General features: G+C 57.9%; 16 protein-coding genes. 7 read left to right on the top strand and 9 right to left on the bottom strand.

The genetic code is table 11. The features are described from left to right. Positions 1 to 173 precede the first annotated feature (173 nt). Complete coding sequence (locus ACR0AH_RS10575; RefSeq protein ID WP_170563856.1) at positions 174 to 530, top strand: hypothetical protein; 357 nt, start codon at positions 174 to 176, stop codon at positions 528 to 530. Positions 531 to 560: 30 nt separating this feature from the next. Here the strand turns inward: ACR0AH_RS10575 and proS are convergent, their stop codons facing one another. Beyond that, complete coding sequence (gene proS, locus ACR0AH_RS10580; RefSeq protein ID WP_480591876.1) at positions 561 to 1,901, bottom strand: proline--tRNA ligase; 1,341 nt, start codon at positions 1,899 to 1,901, stop codon at positions 561 to 563. A gap of 132 nt (positions 1,902 to 2,033) precedes the next feature. On the opposite strand from proS, the gene ACR0AH_RS10585 reads away from it, so the two are divergent. The 5 genes from ACR0AH_RS10585 (at position 2,034) to ACR0AH_RS10605 (ending at position 7,854) form a co-directional block, all read left to right on the top strand. Continuing rightward, complete coding sequence (locus ACR0AH_RS10585) at positions 2,034 to 3,431, top strand: FAD-dependent oxidoreductase (protein ID WP_480591879.1); 1,398 nt, start codon at positions 2,034 to 2,036, stop codon at positions 3,429 to 3,431. Continuing rightward, on the top strand, positions 3,431 to 4,405 hold the full coding sequence (locus ACR0AH_RS10590; protein WP_170647978.1) for a 2OG-Fe(II) oxygenase family protein: 975 nt from the start codon (positions 3,431 to 3,433) through the stop codon (positions 4,403 to 4,405). Before ACR0AH_RS10585 ends, ACR0AH_RS10590 begins: the two co-directional genes overlap by 1 nt. A gap of 90 nt (positions 4,406 to 4,495) precedes the next feature. After that, positions 4,496 to 5,569 (top strand): AI-2E family transporter, encoded by a 1,074-nt coding sequence (locus tag ACR0AH_RS10595; protein WP_170392915.1) that lies wholly within the window; start codon positions 4,496 to 4,498, stop codon positions 5,567 to 5,569. Beyond that, on the top strand, positions 5,570 to 6,259 hold the full coding sequence (locus ACR0AH_RS10600; protein ID WP_170392125.1) for an HdaA/DnaA family protein: 690 nt from the start codon (positions 5,570 to 5,572) through the stop codon (positions 6,257 to 6,259). 50 nt (positions 6,260 to 6,309) lie between these two features. Continuing rightward, positions 6,310 to 7,854: a Ppx/GppA family phosphatase gene (locus ACR0AH_RS10605; RefSeq protein ID WP_480591882.1), complete on the top strand. Its 1,545-nt coding sequence runs from the start codon at positions 6,310 to 6,312 to the stop codon at positions 7,852 to 7,854. Here ACR0AH_RS10605 and ACR0AH_RS10610 read toward each other — a convergent pair whose 3' ends face one another. The 7 genes from ACR0AH_RS10610 to ACR0AH_RS10640 form a co-directional block, all read right to left on the bottom strand. Then, complete coding sequence (locus tag ACR0AH_RS10610) at positions 7,855 to 8,226, bottom strand: hypothetical protein (RefSeq protein WP_480591885.1); 372 nt, start codon at positions 8,224 to 8,226, stop codon at positions 7,855 to 7,857. Positions 8,227 to 8,263: 37 nt separating this feature from the next. After that, the gene (locus ACR0AH_RS10615) at positions 8,264 to 9,256 is read right to left on the bottom strand and encodes an endonuclease/exonuclease/phosphatase family protein (protein ID WP_480591887.1); all 993 of its coding nucleotides are present in this window, start codon (positions 9,254 to 9,256) and stop codon (positions 8,264 to 8,266) included. Between the two features lie 3 nt (positions 9,257 to 9,259). After that, positions 9,260 to 9,940: a molecular chaperone DjiA gene (locus ACR0AH_RS10620; RefSeq protein ID WP_170392133.1), complete on the bottom strand. Its 681-nt coding sequence runs from the start codon at positions 9,938 to 9,940 to the stop codon at positions 9,260 to 9,262. A 9-nt stretch (positions 9,941 to 9,949) separates the two neighbouring features. Next, positions 9,950 to 10,474, bottom strand: a complete 525-nt coding sequence (locus tag ACR0AH_RS10625; RefSeq protein WP_480591890.1) for an N-acetyltransferase family protein — start codon at positions 10,472 to 10,474, stop codon at positions 9,950 to 9,952. Then, positions 10,471 to 11,073 (bottom strand): VOC family protein, encoded by a 603-nt coding sequence (locus ACR0AH_RS10630; RefSeq protein ID WP_170732941.1) that lies wholly within the window; start codon positions 11,071 to 11,073, stop codon positions 10,471 to 10,473. The genes ACR0AH_RS10625 and ACR0AH_RS10630 overlap by 4 nt, the downstream gene beginning before the upstream one ends. Positions 11,074 to 11,182: 109 nt before the next feature. Next, positions 11,183 to 13,309, bottom strand: a complete 2,127-nt coding sequence (scpA, locus tag ACR0AH_RS10635) for a methylmalonyl-CoA mutase (RefSeq protein ID WP_170661943.1) — start codon at positions 13,307 to 13,309, stop codon at positions 11,183 to 11,185. Then, positions 13,306 to 14,121, bottom strand: coding sequence for a hypothetical protein (locus tag ACR0AH_RS10640; RefSeq protein WP_480591893.1), 816 nt, complete (start codon positions 14,119 to 14,121; stop codon positions 13,306 to 13,308). Before ACR0AH_RS10640 ends, scpA begins: the two co-directional genes overlap by 4 nt. A gap of 170 nt (positions 14,122 to 14,291) precedes the next feature. Here ACR0AH_RS10640 and ACR0AH_RS10645 point away from each other — a divergent pair, with 170 nt between their 5' ends. After that, positions 14,292 to 14,738: a DUF4174 domain-containing protein gene (locus tag ACR0AH_RS10645; RefSeq protein WP_170392143.1), complete on the top strand. Its 447-nt coding sequence runs from the start codon at positions 14,292 to 14,294 to the stop codon at positions 14,736 to 14,738. Positions 14,739 to 14,814: 76 nt separating this feature from the next. On the opposite strand, the gene ACR0AH_RS10650 is transcribed toward ACR0AH_RS10645, so the two are convergent. Beyond that, a complete protein-coding gene (locus tag ACR0AH_RS10650) occupies positions 14,815 to 16,860 on the bottom strand; it encodes an ATP-binding protein (protein WP_480591896.1) in 2,046 nt (681 codons plus the stop codon). Positions 16,861 to 16,970 lie beyond the last annotated feature (110 nt).

Raw genomic sequence — 16,970 nt, forward strand, 5'->3', positions numbered from 1 at the left:
AAGGGCTTATTGTTTCAGTTATGAAGTCAATGTGAGATATCAGCACCCGACTGAGTCACAATCGCAACATTCAGGTGCGAAATATTGTTTCACAAATTGATTAGTGTGAGAAACTTTGTCACCCTATTTGTGTGGGGGACACATTTTAAGAGTTTAAGGGCGGAGGCACGCTCATGGGTATTCAAGAACATATGGAAGGTACGGGCCCGATTACTGCCCGTTCAGCAGCAACAGAACTGGATTGCGAAAGCGCCGCATTGTTGCGGGCAGCGATCAGGCCAGTTTTCACAAGCGCAGCAAGCTGGGCCGGGTTGGCCGACATACTGCGGGACAAAGGCTATCGCCTTGCTTTCCGGCAGGGGCGGCTGTGTATCACGGATCGCACCACTGACGAACGCGTCTGTGGATTGCGGTTTCTGGGCTTCGAACTGGCGGAACTTGTACGCCGCTTTGGTCGCCCGATCGTGGTCGCACGCGGCAGCGAAGCGGACGGCGATTTCCTGACCGCACGTCCGACCTCTGCTTCCTGAGCTAAACCGCCGAAGGTTGCACCGCCTTGTTCAGGCGATGCCCTCATAGATTTCTGCGATCTTGGTGACGGCCTCTTCGGGGCTGAGTTCCTCACTTTCGCCGGTACGGCGGCTGGTGAGTTCGACCACACCGTTCTTCAGACCACGCGGGCCCACTGTGATGCGCCACGGCAGACCGATCAGGTCCATGGTGGCAAACTTGCCCCCTGCCCGTTCATTCCGATCATCATAAAGCGGCTCAAGCCCCAGCGCAGTCAACGCGCTGTAGAGTTTAACGCACGCCGCGTCCGCCTCTTCATCACCTTGCTTCAAGTTCACAATGCCGCAATGGAATGGAGTCACGCCTTCGGGCCAAATGATGCCCTTATCGTCATGGCTGGCTTCGATGATCGCACCGATCAGGCGGCTAACGCCGATGCCGTGGCTGCCCATATGCACCGGAACCGGCTTGCCATCGGGGCCTTGCACAGTCGCTCCAAGAGCTTCGGAATACTGGGTGCCAAAATAAAAGATCTGCCCCACTTCGATACCACGCGCCACGCGGCGGCGGTTTTCGGGGATTTGGTCAAACAGGGCTTCATCGTGGGTTTCGTCCGTGCGGGCGTATTTAGAGGTGAACTCTTCGAGGATCGCCTGACACTGTTCGCGGTTATCATAGTCGATCTCACGATCGCCGAAGGTCAGATCGGTGACCGCGCTGTCATAAAAGACCTCGGATTCGCCAGTATCGGCCAGTACGAGGAACTCATGCGTGTAGTCACCGCCGATAGGTCCAGAATCAGCACGCATCGGGATGGCTTGCAGACCCATCCGCTCATAAGTACGCAGATAGCTGACCAAGTGGCGGTTATAGGCGTGCAGCGCGTCTTCTTTGGTCAGATCGAAATTGTATCCGTCCTTCATGTAGAACTCGCGCCCCCGCATCACGCCGAAACGTGGGCGGATTTCATCGCGGAACTTCCACTGAATCTGATATAGCGTCAGCGGCAGGTCTTTGTAGCTGCTCACGTGGCCGCGGAAGATGTCGGTCACCAGTTCCTCGGCGGTTGGCGTGTACAGCATATCGCGACCGTGGCGGTCCTGCATGCGCAGCATTTCCTGGCCATAGTCGTCATAACGACCGGATTCGCGCCACAGGTCGGCTGATTGCAGAATCGGCATCTGGATCGCGATGTGCCCAGCCCGCGCCTGCTCTTCATGCACAATGTTCTCCAGCTTGCGTAGAACTTTGAAGCCCAATGGCAACCAGGAATAGATCCCGGCGGCGGCCTGTTTGATCATCCCGGCACGCAGCATCAGCCGGTGGCTGACGATCTGAGCCTCCGAGGGGTTTTCCTTGAGAACGGGCAGAAAGTAACGGCTGAGGCGCATAACGTAACCTTACGGGTGAGAATTTCGCTGCAAGGTGATTATTCCAAAGCCTAGCCGGGGGCAATCGCACATCGGTGTTTTGCGACCCATGCTCAGTCGGTTTTTTGATTGACCGCAACGCCGGGGTTTTCAATGTTGGCGCAAACGTTCAACCGCGAGGCAGCAATGCAAACAATCACCGAACCCGCCCGCCAGATCCCCGTTGTTCACCAGACAGACGTATTGGTTGTGGGCTCGGGCCCCGCTGGATTGTCAGCAGCGCTGGCTGCCGCACGCGCTGGGGCCGAAGTTTCCTTGATGGATAGGTTCGGTTGCATGGGTGGGAATATTACGGCAGTCGGTGTCGAAGGCTTTGCCTGGTATCGCCACGAACAAACTGTCGAGGCCGGAGGCATCGGCATGGAGTTCGAAACCCGCGCCAAAGAGATGGGTGCAGCAGTGCCTGAAAGCCAATCGCTCAGCTACGAACTGGACAGCGAGGGTTTCAAGCTGGTGGCCGACAAGCTGGTCGAAGAGGCCGGCGTTCACCCGATGCTGCACCGTCAATTCGTTGCCCCAATCATGGAAGGGGATCGCATCACTGGGGTGATTACCGAATCCAAAGCGGGGCGTGAGGCGATCTTGGCCAAGGTTGTCATCGACGCCACAGGGGATGCAGATGTAGCGCATCGCGCGGGCGCCCCGACGCACAAGACGCCGCGTGAGGACATGATGGCAGCCTCGGTCATGTTCCATCTGGCCGGTGTCGACAAACGGGCGTTTATGGAAGGCATCAAAGCCGATCCGCAGACCTACAAGGACTGGGGCGGCGGTGGCGAATGGAATATCGAGACCTCTGGCAAAGAGGACGACATGTTCTCACCCTTCGTCAAGAAACCCTTCCAGCAGGCGATTGATGAGGGCCTGATCCCGGCGCATCTGAACACGATTGCAGGCACGTGGGGAGCGATGCACGATACCGGAGAGCTGACTTATATGAACCTGATTCATATGGACCAGATCGATGGAACCGACCCCGACAGCCTGACCTTTGGTGAAATCGAAGGCCGCCGACAGGCGATGCTGGCCATTGATGCCCTTCGCCGTTTCATGCCGGGTTGCGAAAACGCACGTCTACGCAATTTCGGAATGACCATCGGCATTCGGGATACGCGCAAGATCGATGCCGTCTACAACATGACCGAAACCGATGCCCGACATCAGGGCCGGTTCGAGGATTCCATCGGTATCTACCCTGAATTCATCGATGGCTACGGCATTCTGATCTTGCCGACCACGGGGCGATATATGCAGATTCCGTATCGCTCGATGCTGCCCAAAGGGATCAAGGGCCTGTTGGTTGCGGGCCGGTCCCATGGCGCGGATCGGGTCGCTCACGCCGCGACGCGCAACATGTCCTGCTGCGCGGTGATGGGTCAGGGCGCAGGGATCGCTGCGGCGTTATCCTTGAAAAGCAATCAAGATCTCGACAGCATGAACCTTGTTCCTGTGCATCAGGAACTGGAACGACAAGGCGTGAGAATTAACTGATGGAGCGTATTCCAACCATAGATATCAGCCCGCTGACTGATCCTTCTGGTCCGCTGTATCAGGCAACGGTCGCGCAGATCATGGATGCCTGCACCAGCATCGGGTTTCTATCGATCACAGGGACAGGCATCGCGCCTGAGCACATCGAGCAGGTGCGCGAGTGTGTCAGTGCGATCTTTGATATCGACGAGGCCCGAAAATGGGATCAGGCCATCACCCGCGAAAACTATCGTGGGTACATTCCGATGGGGTTCTTCACGCCCAATGACGGCTCGGGCGCGGCGGATAAGTACGAAGGGTACAAGCTGCATTTCGAAGCAGCCGAAGATGCGCCGATCCGGGTTGAATGCGCACTTTACGGCCCGAATATCTGGCCCCGAGAAGTGCCCCAGGCCCGCGCGGTAATACTGGATTACTGGCTACAGCTTGATGGCGTAACAGATCTTTTGCTGGGTGCATTGGAAGTGGGGTTAAAAATCCCGCCCAACACACTACGCGACGCCTTCCGCGACCCGATGACCAACATGACCCTGCTACACTATCCGCCACAATCCCCGGATGAGCGTGGCTATGGAATTCATCCGCATAAGGACACCGACGCACTGACAATAATCGCTCCCGATCCGGTCGGAGGACTTGAGGTGCAGACCCGCACCGGCGGCTGGATCACACCGGACTGCCCGCCCGGCGGCTTCGTGGTCAATATCGGCGACATGCTGGAACTGTGGTCGGGCGGGCGGTTGAAATCGACCCCGCATCGCGTGGTTAATCGATCCGGGCGTGAACGCTATTCCTTCCCTTATTTCGCCGTTCCGCGCCACGATGTGGTGGTTGCGCCACTGCTGCCTGCCCTGCCCGGCTTTGATCGCCCGAAGGTACATTGCGGACACTGGTCGGCGGAAATCTGGCGCACCAACTGGCCTGATGAAATGGCCACAGGTGAGACACCGGAACTGGGTACTCTGACAGACTAGGGTATAAAAATCGCTCGCCATGAACCGCTTGCATCGCCGGGCGTCATGGGCCAAGAACACGGCAATGCTGTGCAAACGAGGGATTGCGCCATGGCCTTGCCGGTGAAGGATCAGCTTAGATACTGGGGCATTGCCGCCGCTGTTTTCGTGCTGCTTTTGTACCTGTTGGGCGATGTCTTGCTGCCCTTTGTGATCGGTGGTGCGATTGCATATTTCCTTGATCCCGTTGCGGACCGCCTGGAAACACTCGGCCTTTCGCGCATGGCTGCGACCGGGATCATTACCGTTGTCGGCGTGTTTGGTTTTGTTTTGATGATTCTTATGGTTGTGCCCGCGTTGATCACACAGCTACTGGATCTGATTGATGTTTTGCCAAGCCTTTTTAAAGAACTGCGCGCCTTTATTGAGAAACAATTCCCGGCTTTGCTCGATCGCGAATCAAATACCCACCAGATGCTGGTGTCATTTGGCGAGACGCTGAAATCAAAAACCGGCGATGTGCTGCAAACCGTTCTGGCCTCATTGGGTTCAGCGATAAATGTCGTCGTCCTGCTGGTTATCGTACCGGTTGTAGCGGTTTACCTGCTGATGGATTGGGATCGCATGATCACCCGGATCGGAGAGCTCTTGCCCCGTGATCACGCCCCCACGATCAAACGACTTGCTGGTGAAATCGACGCCGTTCTTGCCTCATTCGTGCGTGGAATGGGTACCGTCTGCCTGATCCTCGGCACCTACTATGCTGTCGCATTGATGCTGGTCGGCCTGCAATTCGGCCTGATCGTCGGCTTCATTGCAGGACTGGTAACCTTCATCCCCTATTTGGGCGCCCTGATCGGAGGCACCCTAGCCATAGGCCTGGCCCTGTTTCAGTTCTGGGGGGATTGGGCACATATCGGTTTGGTCGCCGGTATTTTTGCTATCGGACAGGTGACCGAGGGCAACTTCCTGACGCCCAAACTCGTCGGTAGTTCGGTGGGCCTGCACCCGGTCTGGCTGCTGCTGGCCTTGTCGGTCTTCGGCGCGCTGTTCGGCTTCGTCGGAATGCTGATCGCAGTACCTGTAGCGGCTGCCTTGGGTGTGCTGGCACGGTTTGCGACCGAGCAGTATCTGCACAGCCGCCTATATACCGGGCTTGAAGGGCTCAATCAGGAAGACGAATAAATGGCCATGCAGCTCAGCTTTGATCTGCCTTCCAAGACTGCCTTGGGCCGCGAAGACTTTTTCGTCTCGCCTGCTAATGCGCTGGCTGTTGCGATGATCTCTGCCACCTCATGGCCTGGCAACAAACTGGTGCTGAGCGGCCCTGCAGGATCGGGCAAGACCCATCTGGCGCATGTCTGGGCCGGCGAGACCGGCGGTCGAATCGTACAAGCCGCCGCGCTTCGATATGACGACGTGCCGGACCTGGCGCGCGGTCCGGTGGCGGTCGAAGATGTGCCGGTAATCGCGGCGGACGTCGAGCAGCAGAAAACTCTGTTCCATTTGCACAATCTGGTTCTGGCCGAGGGCCACGCCTTGCTGATGACCGGGCGCACGACGCCGAAACTGTGGCATCTGCCGCTGGCCGATCTGCAAAGCCGGGCCGAAGGTGCGCATCATGTGTCGCTTGAAGGGCCGGACGATGCGCTGCTGGGCGCAGTGCTGGCGAAGCTATTCACCGACCGGCAGCTCAATCCGGGGCCGGATGTCATAGCATATCTGGTCAAGCACATGAATCGAAGCTTTGAAACCGCCGCCCGCGTGGTCGAGCAGCTTGACGAAATTGCGCTGACTGAAAAACGCGACATCACCCGTGCGCTGGCGGTGCGTCTATTGAACACAGAGGCCGAACAATCGGATGCCTGCAATTGACCGGACAAGGGTGATCTCGCATCCTGTCGCGCAAAAGACCTGGGGACACCATGACCAAGATTGCCGAGACTGATTTCCCGGATCACGGGCTGTTCGGAAGGCCGCTGTTCGAAGATCCGGGCGCCCGTGCACTTTCCCGGGTCGGGGTTGTCGATATCGGATCGAACTCGGTCCGGATGGTGATTTTTGACGGCGCGGCGCGCTCACCGGCCTATTTCTACAATGAAAAGGTGATGTGCGAACTGGGCGCCGGCCTGTCAGAGACCGGCCGACTGAACCCTGAAGGTCGCAAACGGGCGCTGGCTGCCTTGCACAGGTTTCAGCATCTTGCCAGAGACCTCGGCCTGCCCGCCCTGCACGCGGTCGCCACCGCTGCGGTGCGCGAGGCCAGCGATGGACCGGATTTCTGCGCGCAGGCAAAAGCCGAAACCGGCCTGATCATCAACGTTGTCGATGGCGAGGAAGAAGCACGGCTCTCAGCTCAGGGCGTGCTGCTGGGTTGGCCCGGAGCTTATGGGCTGATCTGCGACATCGGTGGCTCGTCCGTCGAACTCGCTGAGATCGGAGGCGGCAAGGTCGGACGTCGCATGACTTCGCCCCTGGGGCCGCTCAAGCTGCGCGATATCAAAGGCGGTCGCCGGGCGCGTAAGGAGCATATCAAGAAGACGCTGGAAGAGATGCGCGACCGGATGGGCCCTCAACGCGATCGGCTGTTTCTGGTCGGCGGCAGCTGGCGCGCCTTCGCACGTCTGGACATGCTGCGCCGAGGCTATCCGCTGAACGTGCTGCACGAATACCGCATGACACAAAGTCAGGTACGCGAGACCATCAAGTTCATCGAACAGAATGATCCTGATGAATTGCGCGCATTGGCCGGTGTGTCGGGCTCGCGTATGGCATTGATCCCCTATGCAATGGATGTGCTTTCACGCCTGATCCGCACCTTCAAGCCCAAGGACATCGCGATTTCAAGTTACGGCATCCGCGAAGGATTGCTGTATGAACAGATGCCACAACGCCTTCGCGACCGGGATCCGTTGATCGAAGCCTGCCGGTTTGCCGAAGCGAAAGACGCGCGCTTGCCCGGTTTCGGCAAACACCTGTTCGATTTTGTCATGCCCTTGTTCCGTTCGGCGCCGGAACCGATGCTGCGCCTGATCAAGGCAGCTTGTCTGCTGCATGACGTCAGTTGGCGTGCGCATCCAGATTACCGGGCCGAGGCCTGTTTCGAATATGTCACCCGCGCCAACATGAGCGGGATCAAACACTCCGAGCGGATCTTTATCGGGCTCGCTTTGCAACACCGATATCGCAACAAACGTGAAGGGAGCCGCTTTACCGAGCTTTACGAACTGCTCGACGAACGCGGCCAGGAACAAGCCGAAATCCTGGGCAAAGCACTACGGTTCGGAGCGATGCTTTGGATGCAGCACGACGCAACCATGGGCAAGATGCGTTACTATCCCAAAAAACAAAAACTCGAACTGCGTCTGCCCAAGTCTGCGGGTCCTCTGTTCACCGAGGTTGCCGAGGCGCGCTATAACTCGCTGGCTGCCGCGCTTAAATCAGAACCCAAAGTGATCATTCGGGGATAATCAGATTTCGGTGTAACCGTCAGAGTGTTCTTCCTCTGGCCCCACCTCTTCTTGTTGATCCTTGGGCTTTTTGCGGATGATGATGTCGCCGTTTGGTAACATCTCGGGCGCTTCATATGCGCTCCAATCCTGCACCTGAGCAGCCAAATCAGCCAGCGCCGGACCCATTTCCCGCATGAAAGACTGCAAAGCCGGACCAAATTGGTCCGCAAGTCCACGCAGGTCTTCGAGCGTGGGCTCCATCTCTTGCCGCAAGCCTTCCAGAAACAACTCGGCACCCCGCTCCATCAGCGACTTACCTGAATCGTTCTGTGCTTGGGCAGGCAGGGCCAAGGCGGTACAAACAGCGCTGATCAGCATTAGACGTAGCATAGCTTGAATATAAGCGAGCGTGCCGAGTGTTGAAAGGTCAGAGGTCGATTTCCAACGTCACCGGGAAGTGGTCGGATGCGGTTAGCAAGGCATCCCTCAGCTCGGGGTTGCCCCAGCAGGCGGCATCGCGAAACGGATGCCAGATGCGCCAGTTCGGGTGGTGGGCGCGCAAATCCTCGCTAATCATGATGTAGTCCAACAACGCCTCAAGATACCGTCCTTCATTCGGCCGCGCAAATCGTGCAGTTGCCGGGACGGAACCGGGGCGCAGTTCCAATGCCCGTGCCGCATGAGGATCATAGAGCCCCGCCTGCAACAATATCTCGACCGACGATCGACCGAAGAGGTGTTCGAACTCGTCCAGCCCGGGTCCGTCATTGAGATCGCCCAGCAAAATCACCGGCTCTTGCTCCGTCAAATGATGTCGGACCCGTCGACCCAGCCATACCGCCTGCGCCAACTGCTTACGGCGATTGGCAATCGAAATTCGTATCATCTCATCCCGCGATGCAGCGCCATGGGGTGCTTTGGACTTCAGATGCGCCCCGATCAGTCGAAACTCCTGCCCTGAGGTTGTTTGGATCGCCAATTCCATCGGAGGCTTTGAAAACCGAACAAGATCCTCGGTCGCATCCACATCCAGGTCGATCCGGAACTCGGCATCGAAACGCGGCGCGTTCTCAGCCTCCCTTGCGTCGTGTTTGGCTGTAAGAATTTCGGGATCATAAAGCAGGGCCAATTCCTGATGTGTATCATTGGGAAATCCCATGATTGCATGGCTTGTACGCAGACCGAACGCCTCGGCAAATCGCTGCAAGGCACGGACCGTATTCTGAGACTTGCCTGTGTTGGGGGCTTCGACGATCAGCATCGCATCGGCATCAATCGCCGTCAGCACCTTTGCGATCGCCTCAACCTGCCGGGCCTTGGTCACATCGTGACGCCCTGACCAGCTGTCATCGACAATCAGGCTGTCATTGCGATCAAACAGGTTGGCGAACCATTCGATATTGTAGGTCGCCAACCGCACGGATCAGACCCGAGCGCCATTGATTTCATCCCAGGCGCGGTTGATGTCGATCATCTTTTTCTCGGCCAGCCGCACCGCCTCTTCCGGAACGCCGCGTGCCAGCATCGCATCGGGGTGAGTTTCTCGCACCAGTTGCCGCCAAACCTTGCGAATTTCGGTCAGAGGAGCGTCGCGGGGAACGCCCAGAACCGTATAGGGGTCTTTCGGCGCATCCGGTACGAAACGCGCGCGCAGGGCCATGAACTGAGCGTCGGTCTGGCCGAAAATGCGGCTGACTTCTTCCAAAAACTCGTTTTCGTTCGGATGGTAGAACCCGTCCGCCATGGCAATGTGAAACAGCCCTTCCATCAAATCGCACAGGGTGGTGCTATCTTCGGCGAACATGCGGGCAATCCGGCGGGCGTAGTCCTGATATCCAGCAACGTCTGTCCGTGCCATGTCAAAGACCTTGGCCGCCCCGTCTTCATCTTCGGGCGCGATCTGGAACACTTCACGGAAAGCCGTCACCTCATCCCGCGTCACCTGACCGTCGGCCTTGGCCATCTTGGCGCCAAGCGCCACGACAGCAATCGCAAAGGCCACCGAACGTTCTGGCGGCGTGCGCAGTTTCTCAAACACCGCAGTCAGGCTTTCGCCCTGGGCAAGCGCGTTCAGCGCGTCGGCTATTCTGGACCAGATCGACATGGGCGCACCCTAGCGTGCCTTGTCACGACTGTCAGGTGCGACAGATGACTGCGGGCCGAGTATTTTCTGCATCAGGACAAGATCCAGCCGCTGCCCCCATTTGAACCCCACTTCAGGCATGCGTCCCACCTGCTTGAAGCCAATTGCCTTATGGAAGGCGATGGCTGCGGGGTTGGCCGATGAAATGCCCGCCACCAAGACATGCACGTTATCCTCCCGCGCGATGGCTTCAAGAGCCTCCATCAACGAACGGCCAACATTCTGGCTTCTGGCTTCGGGTGCCAACTGTATCGAATGTTCGCGGCACTGCGCATATCCCGGTCCCGAGCGGAAGGTGCCATAGGTCGCAAACCCCTCGACGGCACCACTGCGCTCGGCGACCAAGAAGGCGGGACCTCTGGTTTCGATCTCTGCCACCACGCTTTCGACGCTGCGTTCATCGGTGGTGAAAGTGACCAGCGTATCACGGATAATCACGTTTGCTATCGCCGCAATCGCGGATGCATCTTGGGCTCTGGCCTGCCGGATGTTCATTCCAGCACGCGCAACCCGTGCGGTGTTTCGATTTCAGCGCGCAATGCAGCCGGACCGCTGTCAAACGCGACATACTCCAACGCCCCCAAACCTTTGGCTAAGTCGATTGCATCCGGATGGCACACTATAAGGCGGCGTAACCGGCAGCCACTGTCCTGAAGCATTTGCGCCGGATGCAGATCACCCTGCCACTCAATAAGCGCCGGAAAGAGGTTGTCAAATGGCAGACGTCCATTTGGGGGGACTGCCATACGCCAGCGCAGCGCGCCTCGGTTCAGATCGATAGGTTGTCCGACGCCGTCGGGGAAAACGGTCAGTGACGCTTCGATATCCGGAACCCGGCAAATCCAGTTGGTCAGGCGGGGTGATCCGGTGAACCGGTCCAGATCGAACCAGCGCGTCCTTTGCGGTTTGGAGGCTTCGGGGTCGATCGCAATCGCCTCCAGATAGAGCCCATCCCGCAAGCCCAGAAGTCGATTATACGTTCCGAATTTTTCGTGCTTGCCGCCGTCCTGAAGCCGTACGCCCAGCGCCTGTTCGATATGGTCAGAAGCTTCTTCAAGCGTTTCGCCCGCAACAGCCAGATGATCCAGTAACATGAAGACGCCTCCTGATGACAAACGACCAGACCATTTGGGTCTGGTCGCATGTTTTCCGCAAAGGGGCGAAATCACAAGATTTTTCGTACGAAAAATCTTGGCGCCGGCGTTAGGTTTTGGCTTCGCCGATCAAACGCAAGATGTCTTGGGCCGCTTCAGGGATGTTCGTTCCCGGACCAAAGATCGCCTTCACACCGTGATCGTAAAGGAACTGGTAATCCTGTTGCGGAATGACCCCACCGCAGATGACTATGATGTCTTCAGCCCCTGCCTTTTTCAGTTCCTCAACCAACTGAGGCGCCAATGTCTTATGCCCCGCAGCCTGCGAAGAGATCCCGATCACATGCACATCATTGTCCACCGCGTCCTGTGCGGCTTCTGCAGGTGTCTGAAACAGAGGGCCGACATCTACGTCAAACCCGATATCAGCAAAAGCAGTGGCGATCACCTTGGCCCCTCGATCGTGGCCGTCTTGCCCCATCTTGACCACCAGCAGACGCGGGCGTCGCCCCTCGGCCTTGGCGAATTCTTCTATGGAATTCTGAATCGCGGCAAAACCTTCGTCACCCTCGTAGGCCGCACCGTAAACACCGGCCAGGGTCTTCACTTCGGCACGGTGGCGACCGAACTCTTTCTCCATTGCCATGCTGATCTCTCCTACGGATGCGCGGGCTCGGGCGGCCTCGACGGCGGCGGCCAGCAGGTTGCCTCCCTCGCGGGCGGTTGTTGTCAGGGCGTCCAGCGCCTGTTGGCAAGCCGCCTCGTCGCGCGTTGCACGGATACGCTCCAGCCGCGCGACCTGAGCTTCACGCACGGCCACGTTATCGACGTCCAGAATATCGATCGGGTCTTCTTGCTCTTTGCGATACTTGTTGACACCAACGATGACCTCTTCGCCCCGGTCGATCATGGCCTGACGGCGCGCAGCGCTTTCTTCGATCCGCAGCTTGGGCATGCCACTGGCAACGGCCTTGGTCATACCGCCCATTTCCTCGACCTCTTCCATAAGAGCCCAGGCTTTTTCGACCAGCTCGTTGGTCAGGCTTTCGACGTAGTAAGAGCCCGCCAGCGGATCGACCACATCGGTCACGCCGGTTTCCTCTTGCAACACCAGCTGCGTGTTTCGCGCGATACGTGCCGAGAAATCGGTTGGCAGCGCGATCGCCTCGTCCAGTGCGTTGGTATGCAGTGACTGTGTGCCGCCCAGAACCGCGCTCATGGCCTCGTAGGCGGTGCGGACCACGTTGTTATAGGGGTCCTGTTCCTGCAGCGACACGCCCGAGGTCTGGCAATGAGTTCGCAGCATTTTCGACCGTTCGGATTTCGCCCCAAACTCGGTCATTACCCGATGCCAAAGGGTGCGCGCGGCGCGCAGTTTCGCGATCTCCATGAAGAAATTCATGCCAATGGCGAAGAAGAACGACAGACGACCCGCGAACTTATCCACGTCCATGCCTGATTCCGTCGCAGCGCGCACATATTCGCGCCCATCGGCCAGCGTATAAGCCAGTTCCTGCACCAGGTTCGCCCCGGCCTCTTGCATGTGATAGCCCGAGATCGAGATCGAGTTGAACTTGGGCATCTCATTCGAAGTGTAATCGATGATGTCCGAGATGATCTTCATCGAAGGCTCGGGCGGGTAGATATAGGTGTTACGCACCATAAACTCTTTCAGAATGTCGTTCTGAATGGTGCCCGAGAGCACGGCCTTGTCATGCCCCTGCTCTTCACCTGCAACGATGAAGCTGGCCAGAACCGGGATCACCGCTCCGTTCATCGTCATTGAGACCGAAACCTTGTCCAGCGGGATACCGTCGAACAGGATTTTCATATCCTCAACGCTGTCGATGGCCACACCGGCTTTGCCGACATCGCCCACCACGCGGGGATGGTCACTGTCATAACCCCGGTGAGTCGCCAGATCGAAGGCGACCGAGACACCTTGCTGGCCGGCCGCCAGATTGCGGCGGTAAAATGCATTCGATTCTTCAGCCGTCGAGAAGCCTGCATATTGACGGATCGTCCAAGGACGCCCTGCATACATCGTCGCTTTAACGCCGCGCGTAAACGGCCCGAAGCCCGGAAGCGAGCCCATATGCGGCAGATCAGCCGTGTCTTCCTGAGTATAAAGCGGTTTGACGTCGATGCCTTCCAGCGTCTCTTTGGTCAGATCGCCCAAAGGTCGGCCGCGCAGCTCTTTTTCAGCCAGCACCTGCCAGTCGTTGGTGTCGGTCATGTCGTTTTCCTCTGTTCAATTCTGGTTTCGGCGGGGGCGACCCCGCGTGCATTGCTATCTGTCCGGCAGACCAGTTCAGCCCTCCCATCGGCGCCCGAGGCAAGCCATTCCAGATCATCGGCATAATCAGCCCAAAGCTGCATCGCCTGTTCAGCGGTCAGACCATGGGGCGTAGGTTTGGGCGCAGCATTCAACGCAAGGCCATCGCTGAATTCGGGCGCGGTGCGACCCGTCAGCGCCTGAAGCTGCGCCTGTTGATGACCCGCAAACTCCTCAAACGGCAAAACGAGCAATGGGACGCCCGGGAAGGCGTGGCTAATATCGGTGATGACGTCTCGCCAGCTCCGCTTGCTTTGCGCGATACGGGTCCACTTTGTGGGCTCTATTGGGGCGCTGCCACGTTTGAACTTATAGGCGGCCACGGAAGACCAATACATATCCAACGCGCGGATATTCAAAGCAATTTTGGTGACTCTTCCATCAAATGCCCTTGCCAAAAGCTGCCCACGTTCCTGCATACCTGGATAGAGCGAGGCAAAGGCAATATTGCGCTCCATTGAGCCCACGAAATTCTCTTGGCTGACCAATAGCTGCGTCGCGCCGTCTTTCTGACATACGTCCAGCTCGCGGCGTAATCCATCACAGACCTCAGGCGTCAATTTGTTCAAGCTGTTGAGGCCATTGGAGCGTGTTCGCTCCGGCCCCCAATACGCCAGACCTTGATCTGCAAGGATCTGCACGTTCCGGCTCAGATAGTTCTGGAAACTGGTGCTTGCACATCGATGTGCACCGCAATGCAGGATCACTTCCATCGGCCTACTCTCCCCACACGAAGGCCGCGGGAACGGCGCATTTTGTAGGCAAATTGATAAATACGCATGGGTGGGTGCGGCGTCCACGAAGCAAATTTTTGGTGATCACACGCATTTCGTCAGTCGCATTCGCCCCAGCAGAGGCTATATTCATCACAACAGGAGGCCTCATGACACGCACGCTTGCCTTTGTTTTCTCGGCACTATTCCCGTTGGCCGCCTTGGCCGCCGACGCGACTGCCCCTGCGGATGACAGCTTTGTTCGTCCAGTAGCTGACAGCGATCTAAGCGATTTTCTCTGGACGCATCGCCCGATCGTCGTTTTTGCCGATACCCCGGCAGACCCAAGATTCCAGCAACAGATTGACATGTTACTCGAAGGCGAGGACGCAATGCGGGATCGCGACGTGATCGTCTTGACCGATACTGATCCGGCGGCGCGATCATCGATCCGATCAAAACTGCGACCGCGTGGTTTCCAGATGGTATTTGTCGACAAGGATGGTGTCGTCAAACTGCGCAAACCCAGCCCATGGAGCGTGCGTGAGATTGGCCGATCCATTGACAAGACGCCTTTGCGCGAACGCGAAATCCGCGAACGACGTGAGGGCGGCTGAGCACCTGCGACATGCCTCAATATCCCGGCGGAAGCCGCAGGGAACCTTGAGAGATATGTCGCAGGTGCGCGCATCATCACTCGAACTCGATGATCACATCGTCAACGGCCAGACTGTCGCCGGGGCCCGCGTTGATCTTGGAGACAACGCCTTTTTTCTCAGCGCGCAGGATGTTCTCCATCTTCATCGCCTCAACGGTACAAAGTGCCTGACCTTCCTGCACCTCCTGACCTACTTCCACATCAATCTTCACGATCAAGCCCGGCATTGGGCAGAGCAGCATTTTCGATGTATCAGGCGGCAGCTTCTCGGGCATCAGGCGGGCCAGTTCGGCCTGACGCGGGGTGCGCACATGTACCTTGAGGTCAGCCCCTCGGTTTCGGATACGGAACCCGCCCGATATCTTTCCAACCTTCAAGACCAACGGGCTGCCATCCACGTCCAACACCGCAAGTTGGTCACCCGGCGTCCAGTCAGAGGACACACGCAGAGCTGACCCGTCTTTGAATTTGACAGTCGCGCCCTGTTTGTCAGCCTTAACCTTGACGCTGAAATCCTGCCCTTGCAGAGCGACATTCCAACGTTTGCCGACCTTCCGTTCATGGTTGTCCATCCGGCCCGATACGCGGGTGCGACGGATTTCGGCAACCCGGTGCATGGCAGCGCACGAGGCTGCGATGCGACGCAGATCTTCTTCGGGAAGGTCGACGCCTTCGAACCCGTCCGGATACTCCTCGGCGATGAAAGCGGTCGTCATGTCACCACTTACAAATTTCGGGTGATCCATGACCGCTGACAGGAATGGCAAGTTGTGACCGATGCCTTCGACTTCGAAACTATCTAGCGCCACGCGCATCGCCTCAATCGCCTGTTCGCGGGTCGGTGCCCAGGTACACAGCTTGGCGATCATCGGGTCGTAATACATGCTGATCTCGCCGCCCTCATAGACGCCGGTATCGTTACGCACAGCGCTATCCCCTTTAGACGCATCACCTTGCCATTTGTCATTCACAAGCAGCGGGCCGGCTGCGACCTCCTGCGGCGGGCGATAACGGGTAAGGCGGCCAATCGAGGGCAAGAAGCCACGATACGGGTCCTCTGCATAAAGACGGTTTTCAATCGCCCAGCCTGTCAGGGTGACGTCATCCTGCGTGATCGACAGTTTTTCACCAGCGGCCACACGGATCATCTGTTCGACAAGATCGACACCAGTGATCAGTTCGGTCACCGGGTGTTCCACCTGCAGGCGGGTGTTCATTTCGAGGAAGTAGAAGTTCTTTTCGCCATCCACGATGAACTCGACCGTACCGGCGCTGGCATAGTTCACAGCCTTGGCCAACGCGACCGCCTGTTCGCCCATCGCCTTACGGGTTTCGGGGTCAAGAAAGGGCGATGGCGCCTCTTCCACAACCTTCTGGTTCCGGCGCTGGATCGAGCATTCGCGTTCCCCGAGATAGATGCCATTGCCGTGACTGTCACAGAGCACCTGAATCTCGATATGGCGCGGCTGAGTCACGAATTTCTCGATGAAAATCCGGTCGTCGCCGAAGGAGTTCGCGGCCTCGTTCTTGGATGACTGGAAACCTTCCCGCGCCTCTTCGTCATTCCACGCAATCCGCATGCCCTTGCCACCGCCGCCAGCGCTGGCCTTGATCATCACCGGATAGCCAATGTCGTTCGAAATCTTCACTGCCTCATCGGCGTCTTCGATCAGGCCCATGTAACCGGGCACCGTCGAAACCCCGGCCTCCTGCGCGATCTTCTTCGAGGTGATCTTGTCCCCCATGCTTTCGATCGCACCGACCGGGGGGCCGACAAAGGCGACGCCTTCGGCATCCAGCGCCTCGGCGAATTTGGAGTTCTCGGACAGAAAGCCATAACCGGGATGGACCGCCTGCGCGCCGCTTTTATGAATGGCATCCATCACCTTGTCGATGACGATGTATGACTGGTTGGCGGGCGGTGGGCCGATATGCACGGCCTCATCCGCCATTGAAACATGCAGGGCGTTCTTGTCAGCATCTGAATAGATGGCAACCGTGCCAATGCCCATCTTGCGGGCGGTCTTGATGACCCGGCAGGCAATCTCGCCCCGGTTTGCGATCAGGATCTTGTTGAACATGGAACGTCCTTTGGCTTGATGTTCTGGAAACGCAAAACGCCGCCGCGGGGCGTTGACCCCACGACGGCGTGATGCGCAATGACGGACGGGACTTTTCCAGCCCCGTTAAA

This window comes from Ruegeria sp. AM5, assembly GCF_056540645.1.